Annotated in this window: 11 protein-coding genes, 1 pseudogene and 1 riboswitch; all 12 genes and pseudogenes read right to left on the bottom strand. The window is 60.8% G+C overall.

What is annotated here, in order from left to right:
* Positions 1-36 precede the first annotated feature (36 nt).
* The 12 genes and pseudogenes from ENN66_12255 to ENN66_12200 all read right to left on the bottom strand — a co-directional run bounded on the left by ENN66_12255 (position 37) and on the right by ENN66_12200 (position 10,821).
* Complete coding sequence (locus ENN66_12255; protein HDS17350.1) at positions 37-837, bottom strand: hypothetical protein; 801 nt, start codon at positions 835-837, stop codon at positions 37-39.
* A 155-nt stretch (positions 838-992) separates the two neighbouring features.
* Positions 993-2,390: a cobyrinate a,c-diamide synthase gene (locus ENN66_12250; protein ID HDS17349.1), complete on the bottom strand. Its 1,398-nt coding sequence runs from the start codon at positions 2,388-2,390 to the stop codon at positions 993-995.
* Positions 2,347-3,132, bottom strand: coding sequence for a precorrin-3B C(17)-methyltransferase (gene cobJ, locus ENN66_12245; protein ID HDS17348.1), 786 nt, complete (start codon positions 3,130-3,132; stop codon positions 2,347-2,349). The genes ENN66_12250 and cobJ overlap by 44 nt, the downstream gene beginning before the upstream one ends.
* Before the next feature lie 9 nt (positions 3,133-3,141).
* Positions 3,142-3,516, bottom strand: a complete 375-nt coding sequence (locus tag ENN66_12240; protein ID HDS17347.1) for a cobalamin biosynthesis protein — start codon at positions 3,514-3,516, stop codon at positions 3,142-3,144.
* Complete coding sequence (locus ENN66_12235; GenBank protein HDS17346.1) at positions 3,513-4,193, bottom strand: hypothetical protein; 681 nt, start codon at positions 4,191-4,193, stop codon at positions 3,513-3,515. Before ENN66_12235 ends, ENN66_12240 begins: the two co-directional genes overlap by 4 nt.
* A gap of 24 nt (positions 4,194-4,217) precedes the next feature.
* Positions 4,218-4,976 (bottom strand): annotated as a pseudogene (gene cobM / locus ENN66_12230) (precorrin-4 C(11)-methyltransferase).
* The gene (gene cbiT, locus ENN66_12225; protein ID HDS17345.1) at positions 4,973-6,211 is read right to left on the bottom strand and encodes a precorrin-6Y C5,15-methyltransferase (decarboxylating) subunit CbiT; all 1,239 of its coding nucleotides are present in this window, start codon (positions 6,209-6,211) and stop codon (positions 4,973-4,975) included. Before cbiT ends, cobM begins: the two are co-directional and overlap by 4 nt.
* Before the next feature lie 86 nt (positions 6,212-6,297).
* On the bottom strand, positions 6,298-7,449 hold the full coding sequence (locus tag ENN66_12220) for a cobalt-precorrin-5B (C(1))-methyltransferase (protein HDS17344.1): 1,152 nt from the start codon (positions 7,447-7,449) through the stop codon (positions 6,298-6,300).
* Positions 7,450-7,586: 137 nt separating this feature from the next.
* Complete coding sequence (locus tag ENN66_12215; GenBank protein ID HDS17343.1) at positions 7,587-8,237, bottom strand: precorrin-8X methylmutase; 651 nt, start codon at positions 8,235-8,237, stop codon at positions 7,587-7,589.
* Between the two features lie 88 nt (positions 8,238-8,325).
* A complete protein-coding gene (locus ENN66_12210) occupies positions 8,326-9,249 on the bottom strand; it encodes a bifunctional precorrin-2 dehydrogenase/sirohydrochlorin ferrochelatase (GenBank protein ID HDS17342.1) in 924 nt (307 codons plus the stop codon).
* Positions 9,250-9,285: 36 nt separating this feature from the next.
* Positions 9,286-9,990 (bottom strand): precorrin-2 C(20)-methyltransferase, encoded by a 705-nt coding sequence (cobI, locus tag ENN66_12205; protein ID HDS17341.1) that lies wholly within the window; start codon positions 9,988-9,990, stop codon positions 9,286-9,288.
* Between the two features lie 353 nt (positions 9,991-10,343).
* A riboswitch (cobalamin riboswitch) is annotated at positions 10,344-10,530 on the bottom strand.
* Positions 10,531-10,602: 72 nt separating this feature from the next.
* Positions 10,603-10,821, bottom strand: coding sequence for a hypothetical protein (locus ENN66_12200; GenBank protein HDS17340.1), 219 nt, complete (start codon positions 10,819-10,821; stop codon positions 10,603-10,605).
* Positions 10,822-11,403 lie beyond the last annotated feature (582 nt).

Raw genomic sequence — 11,403 nt, 5'->3', positions numbered from 1 at the left:
ACTGTGTTTCGGCAGAGTCGGGAGCAGAACCCATACTCAGAGAATTTGTGAGCGGCCGAGCTGGCGATTCCAGAATAACCGCCGCCACGCCCCGGTCTCGCATCGATCTGGGAGTGGCCCAACATCGATGATAAAAGAATATCCGGTTTTACCAAATCGCGGTTCCAGGATGCTCTCCCTGAAATCATCGACATTGATCAGCTGCCGGAACTCATGCCGGTAGGATGTAACCGAGATAATCCAGTCCCAGGGCTCGAAATAGGTCATGTACAAGGCTTTGGGAAAGGGTTCCGCTTCGCCGGGGTTCTGCCATTCATACTCGAGATACCCTTCATGGCGCTTCATCTGCTCCTGCACAAAGGAAAAGTGGGCAAAATTCTTACCCGCAACCTTTGCGTTGGGATGCACCACCGCCACCCCGGCACTGTCGACACAATAGATGTATCCCGTCTCGCCGATGCGCTGGCTGAACAACACCTTCAGGGCTTCTTGTTTGGCGCCGGCTTCGCTGATAGCCCCGGCTTCATACTCCGCGTAAAGGGATTGGACAATTTCCAGATTCTGCTCGGCCACCGCGCGCAGATAATTTTTTATTGAAACATTGGCGGAGGTGCGAACCATACCGAGAATGGCCGCGGTGGAATTCTGCAACTCACTTTCGATATTGAGCTCCACGGTTTTTCGCATCAGGGAGCCGATAAAGGTGGTGCACAGCAACAGCGAGGCAACCACCACCAACGAATACCCACCCCATAACTTCGGTCGAATGCCCAGATTCCGGAAAAAGCCCACGATCGGTTTCACCATCATTACCCTTAGGCCGAAGAAGAAGCTCATGGCTGCGCCGCGAAGACGCCCTTTTCTCCGTCGATTATCGGCAAATTACCGGCTGCGCCGGGCGCGGCTTTCCCGCATTGTCGCCGGGCCGGCCTTTGGCCGACCGCCGCCACGAGCGGGAGAGTGAAGTCTCAGACAACCCCCGGCCGGCGGCGTCAGGAACGCGCGGCGGCGACCCAGTTAAGAGCGGCCTCGGGACAGGAGGAAAAATGCAGATGAACATAGCTGGCAAAGACATTGTTTTTTCTGACGCCGCCGGGCGTTTCCCGGCCGCCGCGGTCTTTTTGCCGGAAAAAGGGCGCGGGCAAGGAGCCGGGAGCCATCTCGGACCAGTGAAATTCATGGCCGCGCAAAACCGTGCCCGCCGGACCGAAGAGGCTTTCGTCCAGGGTCGTGATCTCGCGATAACCCAGGGCCTTGAGCGAGTCCCGCATGGTCGCGTGCCCATCCAGAACCCCGCACATGGGAAAGGTCCGGCCCTGACTATCGGTCAGCGACCGCCCCAGATACATGAAGCCGCCGCATTCACCGTAAACCAGCCCCCCGCCGGCCGCAAACCGCTGAATCGCGGCGCGCATCTTCTGATTAGCGGCCAGTTCGGCGGCGAAGACCTCTGGAAAACCACCGCCGAGATAGAGCGCCGCCACATTCGACGGCAGGTCTTCGGCGCTTATGGGGGAAAACTCAACCAACTCAAAACCGGCCTCCCGAAGCCGATCGAGGTTATCAGGATAGTAGAAATGAAAAGCCGAATCCCGGGCTAGGGCCAACCGCACCCGTGGTTTCCGGGGCCGGTCGGCCGCGACGGGGGCCCGCGTCGGGCGCGGACGCCGAACCAGTTCCAGCAACCGGTCGATCGCGAGATAGGTTTCCGCGCCGGCGGCCAGCTCGGCAAACCATTCCTCCGACTTGTTGTTTTCGAGAAAAGGCACCAGGCCAAGATGGCGCTCCTCCAGGCCCCAGGCCGCGATTCTCGGTAAGGCTCCAAGCAGCGGCGGCAGGCCGGCCCGTTCCAGGGCTTCGGCCAGAATCCGGCCATGCTCCGGACTGCCGACCTGATTGGCGATGACGCCGACGATCTGAATCTCGCGATTGAATTCGCAAAAGCCCTTGACCAGGGCGGCAATGCTGCCCGCCATGCCCCGGGCCTCGACCACGAGAATAACCGGCAAGTCCAGCAACCGGGCGCAATCGGCGCTGCTGCCCGCCAGGACGCCGGGGGCGAAGCTGTCAAAAAGCCCCATCACCCCTTCAACCACGGCCACATCGGCCTGGGCGCCGGCCCGGGCGAAAGAATCGCGCACGCTCGCCTCCCCCATCATCCAGGTATCGAGATTGATCGACGGGCAACCGGCCGCGCGTTCGTGAAAGGTCGGATCAATATAATCGGGTCCGCATTTATAAGGCTGCAGGCGATAGCCGCGCTGCCGCAAGGCCCGCAACAGGGCCAGGGTGATAGTGGTCTTGCCGCTGCCGGAATGAGTCGCGGCCAGGCAAAAAGCGGAAAAATCAGTTTTCGGGGAAATATTTTTCACGATAACCTCGGCGATCATAAAGATTACCCCGGCTGATGACCGAGGTCGCGTTACCTATAATAATCAATGAATTCATGTCAACCCTTTCCGCCGGAAAATCGGCCAGCGGCCCGAGCCAGCGCTCTTCATCCCGACGGCTGACATTTTTCAGCAAGGCCGCCGGAACCTCCGGCCCCCGCTGCCGGACAAAGATCGCCAGGGCCTGCTGCAACAGCTCGCGACGCTTTTTCCCCGCCGGGTTGTAAAGGGCGCAGGCCAGTTCGGAGAGCGCCGCCGCTTCCAGATTTTTAACAATCACCGCGGTCGGGGTAAGCAGATCGGAAAGACTGAGAATCACACAGCCGTTGGTCAGAGGCGAGCCCAGCGCGGCGGCGGCGGCGAAAACCGCACTCAGACCCGGCACGACCTCAATCTCGACTCCGGCGAAAACCGCCTCTCGATCCCGCAGTTCATAGAGCAGACCGGCCATGGCGAAAATGCCGGGATCACCGGAACAGACCACGCCGACATCACTACCCGCAGCGGCCGCCGCCAGGGCCCGGCGGCAACGCTCGACCTCGGCTCCCATGCCGCTGCGAATCACCTTTTTGCCGACCAGCAGATCGTCGATCTGATCCAGATATTTCCCGTAACCGACCACCACCGGGGTTCGAGCCAGAGCGGCCAGGGCGGCCGGGGTCATCAGCCGGCGCTCACCCGGACCCAGACCTACCACATACAACGTTCCGTTTCCCGACATTTTATCATCCCATGAGCCCATAAAAATCCCTTACGACCTTTCCATCCAGGCCAGCGCCAGGGTCAGGCTGGTAAATTTCTCTTTTTTGGCAACAAGCTCGCCGCCCCCCGCCAGCAGGGCAGCGGCTTCGGCCACCGAATATACCCCAATCTTTTCATGCACGGCCAACGATGGGCTCGGTACTCGAACCCGGCTCAATTCACTGATTGAAAAAAAGATTATTTCAAGTTGCAATCGCCGGGCCAGTTCAAGCAGGCCGGCTTCGTCCCGCTTGATCTCACAACTGGCGAGGACCGCCAATTGCCCCCGACGGCAGCCGTGCCCGGCGAGAAAACCATTCAGGGCCCGCTCTAGTTCATCCGCGCCGACCCCACGCCGGCAACCAAGGCCAAGTGCCAGTTTCATAATGTTGACCGCGAGCGTAACACCAGAATCTCCACGTCGTCCGGGCCGGCCCAGTCCGGCGGCGGATCAAGGACCACCGCCAGGCCGGCCTGAATTTCCGCCGGCTCGCCCAGCCGCCGCAGGTTGACCTGCGCGGCGTAATAGCGCTCGAATACGGCCTCGGGAAGCAGCAGGTCAAGCGGCCGGGCTTCGAGCAGGGCGGCATTGAAAATTTTAATCCGGCTCGGATTTTCGACCCGCCAGCCGGAAAGGGCCGCCAGTTCATCAAAGGCCATCAGGTCCCGGCTGTCGGTGGCCGTGGTAATCACCGCCTCACCTCCGGTGATTCCGGCAATGCGGCGGGCCAGCCGATTGGCCCCGGCGATATGACCGCCAACCAGGCTGATCACCCGACTGCCGTTTTCAGCACAAACCACGACCGCCGGATCGCAGGTTTTATTCTTGAGCAAGGGCGCAATCTGGCGCACGGCGATTCCCGCCGCCGTGATGAAAATATGACCGGCGTAGCCCGCCCAGTTTTTTTCGACCAAAGCTCCAAGCCCGCTCGCCGCAAATGAAGTTTCTCCCGCCCGGGGTGACCCCAGGCGCTCGGGGAAAAAAACCTCGGCCGGGGACAAGCCCGCCGCAATTTCGCGGGCCTTTTCCCGACCTTCCCGCGAAAGCGCGTACAGGGCCACGCGACCGGCAAAATAATGATCGGCCCGCAAGCTGCGATAACCATGGGAAAAATCCTTGTCATACAGCCGGGACAGTTCTCCGGAACGTTCCAAAACCCGCCCGACGATCACCAGAGCCTGACGCGCGATGCCGGCCGCCCTGGTTCTTTCGGCCAGCTCGACCAGCCGGGAACGAACCAGCTTCTGATTGGGCCAGCTCGCCCGATAAACCACGGCGGCCGGAGTGGCGGGAGCGAGCCCGGCCGCCAGCAGTTCGGCCACCAGGGCTTCGAGATTGCCGGCGCTCAGAAAAAAAGCCAGGGTCGCGCCGGTGGCCGCAAAAGCGGCCACCGTTTCACGCTCAGGCATCGACGTACGCCCGTTCGTCCGGGTCAGAATCAGACTCTGACTTAAACCCGGCATAGTCATTTCGCACTTGAGCGCGGCGGCGGCGGCGAAAACCGCGCTGACTCCGGGAATGATTTCGTAATCGATACCAAGCTCATCGAGCCGGTTCATCTGTTCCGAGATCGCCCCGTACATGGCCGGATCGCCGGTATGCAGCCGGACCACGCCCTGACCGGCGGCCACCGCTTTGCGCATCAAAGCCACCACCTCGTCCAGATCAAGCCCGGCACTGTCCACCAGACGGCATTCCGGCCGGCAATGCCGCAACACCTCGGGATTGACCAGGGAACCGGCATAAATCACCAGATCGGCCCCCTCCAAAGCCCGGGCCGCACGCAGGGTCAGCAGATCCGGCGCTCCGGCCCCGGCCCCGGCAAAAATCACGCTCTTGTTCATAAGCCGATCTCCTTGACAAAAACAAACAGGTACACCGGGTTGTCGCTTTTCATGAAACGATAACGTCCGGCCAGGCCCGTCAAGCGGGAAACCGCGATTTGCACGGCCTCACGACAAGCCTCCGGCCGCCAGGCGATCAGCTGCTGCAAAGCCTCCATGGTCACTGCGGCGACCACCATCCGGCCTCCGGATACAAGGGCGGCAAAGGCCTGTTCCATAATCAGCGGCAGCTGTTCGCCGCCCCCCCCGATAAAGATTCGTGCCGGCGGCGGCAGAAGTTTCATCCCGGCCGGAGCGGAGCCAAGGCTTATGCCGTAGTTGGCAAGCCCCAGTTTCTGCATGGTGGTCCGAATCCGCGCAACCCGCTCCGCTTTTTTTTCGAGCCCGAAAACCCGCATTTCAGGACGCAGGCCGGCGGCCTCCAACCCCACCGAACCACTGCCGGCGCCGATATCCCAAAGCACTCCGCTCGGCGGCAGACGCAGCTTGGCCAACGCCGCAGCCCGAATTTCCGGATGGGTGATCAGGCCGTTTTCCGGAGCAAAAAAAGCGTCTTCCAGGCCCAGGGCCAGAAACGGTCGCTCCGTCCCCGCCTCATCTTCCAGCAGCACCAGAAAAGACAGCGGCCCGCAGGCCAGGGCCGCAATCGCGGCCAGATTCGAGGAAACGATCCGCTCTCCGGCCAGCCCCAGATTTTCAGCCAGCACCGCCGGACGCCTTTCCTGCTCCGGAAAAATCTCCAGCAGTTCGGCCGCCAGGCGCGCGGCATTCCGGCGGCCGCCCCCATAAACCACGGCCAGCCGGGCGCTGATGATTTCCCGGGCGGGCAGCGCGCCCCCCTGATGTAAACTGAAAAAACGGGCCGCCTCCCAGGGCTTTTGCAGAAAGGCAAACAAACCCTGAAAAGCGGTCGGTCCGGGAATGATCCGCAACGCAAAATCCCGGCGCCGCTCCGCCGGCAAGCGGGCGAAGGTACCGCCGATACCATGAAACAGGGCGTCGCCCGAAGCCAGCACCAGAATCCGACGGCCGCGCGCGGCCAGTTGACACAGGGTCGCGACCGCCTTGGCGCTGTCGGCCGCGAGCACCACCTTTTCCCCGGCAAACGCCGCCAACGCCGACAGCAAAGCGCGGCCGCCGGCCAGAACCTCGATTCCGGCAAAAATTTCATCCTGTAAGGCGGGCAGGTTTTTCAGCCCGGGGCCGCAGGAAAGAATGGTGATGCTTCCGTTCATCAAAAAACCTGTCTCACTTAAAATACTGTGTTTAAACAACGGCAACGGCAACCTGAGCCCGCAGGCTCGCGCCCGGAAGATAAATATCAGGAACTTCCCCGGTCCAGCAGCAGCCTGCCCTCGAAATCAAAGAGCAGCAGACGCAGGTGCAAAGTCGGAAACCAGTCCCGCAAAACCCCGAGGGCCCGCTCGACCAGCCGACCCAAACAGGCTTCAAGCCGGGCCGCGGGAATCAGTTCCAGGGCCTGACGCACGGCCGGACAAGCCGCAAGTTTTGCCGCCGTTGCCGCATCGCCGCCGACCGCGAGAAAAGCTTCGACCAGCGGAGCCAGGGTCTGGTCGACGTTGGCGGCGTGCGTGTTATGGTAAGCGGCGGCGTATTTGCAGAGCTTGCCCGGCATGCAGGCAATGACCACCTGCGTCAGGCCTTGTGCTTGCGCCGCCCGCAAGCTGTCGTAAATAAAATCCCCGATCCTGACAAAACAGCTTTCGTCAAGTTCCGGCAGCCGTTCGGCGGCCGCTCGCAGCGTCCGGCCGCCGGTGGTCAGCACCAGCCGCTCGCCCCCGGCCAGGGCCAGGGCCCGGACCAGAACCATGATGGTTTTGACATAGGCCTTGTGGCTGTAAGGATAAACGATGCCCGAAGTTCCGAGGATGGAAATGCCTCCGACGATCCCGAGCCGGGGGTTCAGGGTCCTTTGGGCCAGCCGTCCACCCTCCGGCACCGTGATGGTCAGCAGACCCCATTCCGGCGTTTCACCGAAACCAATCCGGGCGAGGTTGGCGGCCAGCATCTTCCTCGGGCCCGGATTGATCGCCCAGTGGTTTTCCGCGCAGTCCAGCCCCGGCCGCCGGCAGAGACCGACGCCGTCGCCGCCGCGCAGAATCAGATGAGCGCGACCGATTTCAAGCAGGTAGTCATGCGGCCCCAGCGCCGCGGCGGAAACCGGAAGATACTTCGCCAGAATCAAGGCCTTATCGGTGACATCCGGATCATCGCCGCCGTCCTTGACGACCGCGAATTCGGCCCCGCCCCGCCAGTTGGTCGCAATCGCCCGCCGCCGACCATCCGGAAAACACAGCTCCACAACCGCCGGGATTTCTCCCCGCCGGGATCGCAGATAAGCCGCAACACCGGCGGCGGAGGCCGCCGCCCCGGTCGTGAATCCGCAGCGCAACGAAGACTTCACCTCACTTAAACTCCGACTTTGAAAATCACCGCTCCGGCCCGGGTGCATACCGGTCAGCGCGCTCCCTCAAGTAAAAAAAAGTAACTGGATCGTGTCCCCAGAATGTTCCCCCCAATATCTCCCTGACTGGTCCCTATTCCCAGGATATTCCAGAATCTTCGGCTAGTCACAAAAAAATCTCGCCGTCAGGACAAGTGGTTCTCGATAATGCCGTGCAGGGCGGCCACGGCCAGGGCGCTGCCGCCGCGGCGGCCTTCAACCACAATCTGGGGCAAGGAGGCGGCCGCCAGCATCGCCTTGGCCTCGATCACGTTGACGAAACCGACGGGAATGCCGATCACCAGGGCCGGGCGCAGTCCTTCCTCCTCGGCCAGCTGCACGATCTTCGCCAGCGCCAACGGGGCGTTGCCGATCAACACCACGGCCCCGGCAAGCAGGGGACGGGCTTTTTCCACCGCCGCCAGGGCCCGGGTCGTCCCCCGCGCCGCCGCCGCCAGGGCTACATCGGAATCGGCAATATAACAATGCACCGACGCTTTCTCATAGCAGGGATTGAGCTGACGCAAACGGGCCACGGAAACCCCGCTGCGGACCATGTTGGAATCACAGAACAGGGGCGCGCCGGCGGCCAGGGCGGCAAGCCCCGCCGGGATCGGATCATGGCGAAAACGCAGCTGCTCGATAATGGAAAAATCTCCGGTCGTATGAATCAGACGCCGAGCCACATGCCATTCAGCCGGACTGAAGAAATGTCGCGAAGCCAGCTCATCGATACGCCGAAAACTCTCCCGCTCAATCTCATCACCCGACATCTGCCAGTTTACCTGATTATGCATTTCCATACCTCATGACCGGCGCGTTCAGATATCGACCACTCGAATCTGCAAGCACCAATGCGTCGCCTTCCCCGCGCCGGTTGAACCTTTATAATTTTCGACAGAAAGCTTCATAACCTTTCCAGGCCTCGGACTCGGCCAGGACTCCACCCTCAACATTTAGCAAAAGCTGTTCCAGCTGACGCAAGCCCGGACCCCAAACCCCGGCGGCTTCGGCGCTCTCCGCAGTCCTGGGCTCCGCCACGACGGTCCGCGGCACCGACGCCAGCCCCATTTTCCGCAGGCAGGCGAAAGCGGCCGCATCTTTTTGCGCAAACAAAGCCCCGGAGAAGTTACCCGCCGCCCGCAACAGGGTTTCGAGCAACTCGGCCACGCCGGACCCGTCAACCGCCAGAACGACCAGTTGCAAGCTATTTGCCACCCGCCCGCAAGAAAATTCCCGCACCCCCCAGACCAGTCGCAGCTGCCGCTCCAGCCGAGCTTCAAGCTCCGGGTCAGTTCCCCTGTCGCCGCCTGCGTCCAGCTCCAGCACGTAAACCGTGAGCACCGGCCCGAGACTCAGCATTTCCAGCTGAGGCCTAAGATAATTCCTGATCTCCCGAGCCCGCCGACAGGCTACCCCCTCGGTGCTGACCGCCAGTTGCAGGCCCGGCGCGCCACAGCCGGCCGGCGTAATGAAGTCCCCCTGAGGCCAGTTTTCATCAACCCCGCAGGCCAGGATCCTTCGCGTCCGGGCCAGTTCCAGCAGCCGGCGGTTGAGAACGGCATCGGAGGTCGCCGCGAAACAGAGAAAAACCTCCCGCAGATCGTCGTCGACAAACGGCCGCAGGCTCAGTTCCAGGCGACCCTGCCCGGCATAAGCGGCAATGGCCGCCACGACCTGCGGCGCGACCACGCGCACCCGGGCTCCGGAAAGCAGCAGCCTTTCGATCTTTCGCCGGGCCACCCGACCGCCGCCGACCACCAGACAAAGACGATTTTCCAGTAGCAGATTGACCGGATAACTGATCACCGCCGCGCCCCTGCAGCCAAAAACCCGCGCCTCATTTCAACTCCGCTTGACAATCAGCAGGGAAAGATATTCCTCCGGCCGCGCCAGAATCGCCTGCGGATCACGGCTGACGAATTCACCCTCCAGGGCCAGGCGGCTGCCGTAAAGGATGCTGCAATCCGGCTGCCGGGCAAAATACTCGACCAGGCGATTGCGGTTCTTGTAACTCTTGAGCAGCACCGTGGTCGACTTGGGGGGCAGGTCAAGATTCTCGGGCTCGATCCGGTTCTGCCCCGGCAGGACGCAGAGCCGCTCTTCATCCTCGACCAGCACGGTCTGGGACCGGGCCGCAAGCGCCGCAAAAGAGGTGATGCCGGGGGCGATTTCGCTTTCCAGATTCGGCATTTCCTCGCGCAACAGCGCGAACAGATAGCCAAACGTGCTGTAGGTCGAGGGATCGCCCAGGGTCGCAAAGGCGCAATCCCGGCCCCGGCGCAACTCGGCGGCGATGAGGGCCGCATTGGCGCGCAGCACCGCCCGGCGTTTTTCCCAGTCGCGGGCCATGCTGAACACCAGCTCCCTTTTTTCGGCCTTGACCTGGTCGACAAAATCGACCACCTGACGCGAGACGCTGAAGGCAGAATTGACCCCCACCGCCGTGAAGATCAGATCGACCCGACGCAGGATCTCGACCGCCATCAGGGTCAGATAACGGGGATCACCCGGCCCGATACCGACTCCATAAAATCTACCCGGTTTCATTTTTCAAGTTTTCTCCCTGGCTGAAATTTATCCTCGGCACCTTTGTGATCTTCAGCAAAGATCCCGGCAATCGCTCCCCGGCGCACCCAGACCGACCAGATGAATCCGACCGGCAAAACCATCATTTTTCAAGCCCCTGAAGTTCATCTCCGAAAGCCCTCTGCAGGCACTGCACGACAACCCGGCGCCAGGGCCGACATCCTGCGGCCGGCCGCAATCGACTTTAAGGTTTTTTCGAGCGCGAAGAGCGCGTCCACGAAACCAAAAAATCCCGGACCGAAACGCAATGGTTTCGATCCGGGATTCCCAGTTTTATCCGCATGGATTCGATAAAGCCCGCCTCTGTCCTCGAGAGATGACTTTTTCATGCAGGCAGGTCTTCTGACTTCCGGATCAAGCTACCGGCCGAACCTTCCCAACCTGATCAAAGGTCAGTGGTTATAACGGCTTTCGTCCCCGGTTACAGCGGCGGGCCCGTCCCCGATTTTAACGGGGTTCCCTGTTAGGCTCCAATGGAGCACCTGAATGTTATGTCTTAAACGGCTGCCATGTAGCTTTTTTTTCCCGCCATGTCAAGCGGAAAACCCGGATGGGAAACCCGGCCCGAGCCGCCTACCCCAGTTTCAGACCATCTTTATCCCGCATCATGCCTTCATATTCTTCCGGGTAGTGTTTTTTCATGCAGGCGGGACAAATCGTATGGCTGAAATCAACCCCCGAATGTTTATGAATGTAATTTTCCAGCTTTTCATAATAACCTTCATCGTTTCTGATGCTTTTGCAGTAGGCGCAGATCGGCAGTATGCCGCGCAGGGTTTTGACTTCGGCCAAGGCTTAGCGGAGTTGGGCCTGGGACGCCAGAAGAGTTTTTTCCATCGCCAGCTTTTCGCCATAGGCTTTCCGCAGGCGGGCTCTGCTGTTGTAGATGTAAATAAAGACACCCGCAACCAGGGCGGCCAGCAGACCGGACAACAGGATAAAGATTTCCGCGCGATTTTTTTGATAAAAGCTTGGCGGGCGATTGATGATTTTGCTTGCCGGCGGCAGGCGCTCGTCTCCTATCTGAAAACGCTTTAACAGCCTGTCGTCGAACATGAATGAATTCGGACTGGGGAAAAGTCCGAAGCCCGGCGCGAAAGCTTTTCCCTGCAGGATTTCCACGGCCAACCGACCCGCCAGAACACCATGGGCAAAAAGATCAATCAGCTTGCCGCCGACGATACCATGACCGAGATTGAACTCCCAACCCCCAAAAATGGGGGCCGGACTAGCGGCGGCCAGAATCAGGTCGAAATTATTTTTCTCATATTTATAGCGCAGCAACTTAAATAAATGCGCCTCGTACTCGTTCCCGGAATATGCCTTCGAGTCCAGATATTCGGTTCTGATGACGGTTTTCGGCAAAGCCCTTTT

It is taken from the genome of Pseudomonadota bacterium, from assembly GCA_011049115.1.
Lineage (GTDB): Bacteria > Desulfobacterota > Anaeroferrophillalia > Anaeroferrophillales > Tharpellaceae > DSCM01.
The sequence above is the reverse complement of the archived record's forward strand: the minus strand, read 5'-3'. Positions and strand labels throughout refer to the sequence as shown.

Excerpts from the sequence above, each read along its gene's own strand:
- ENN66_12255 (HDS17350.1), bottom strand. The coding sequence starts at position 837 with ATGAGCTTCTTCTTCGGCCTAAGGGTAATGATGGTGAAACCGATCGTG.
- ENN66_12250 (HDS17349.1), bottom strand. The coding sequence starts at position 2,390 with ATGATCGCCGAGGTTATCGTGAAAAATATTTCCCCGAAAACTGATTTT.
- cobJ (HDS17348.1), bottom strand. The coding sequence starts at position 3,132 with ATGGGCTCATGGGATGATAAAATGTCGGGAAACGGAACGTTGTATGTG.
- ENN66_12240 (HDS17347.1), bottom strand. The coding sequence starts at position 3,516 with ATGAAACTGGCACTTGGCCTTGGTTGCCGGCGTGGGGTCGGCGCGGAT.
- cbiT (HDS17345.1), bottom strand. The coding sequence starts at position 6,211 with ATGAACGGAAGCATCACCATTCTTTCCTGCGGCCCCGGGCTGAAAAAC.
- ENN66_12220 (HDS17344.1), bottom strand. The coding sequence starts at position 7,449 with ATGCACCCGGGCCGGAGCGGTGATTTTCAAAGTCGGAGTTTAAGTGAG.
- ENN66_12215 (HDS17343.1), bottom strand. The coding sequence starts at position 8,237 with ATGCATAATCAGGTAAACTGGCAGATGTCGGGTGATGAGATTGAGCGG.
- cobI (HDS17341.1), bottom strand. The coding sequence starts at position 9,990 with ATGAAACCGGGTAGATTTTATGGAGTCGGTATCGGGCCGGGTGATCCC.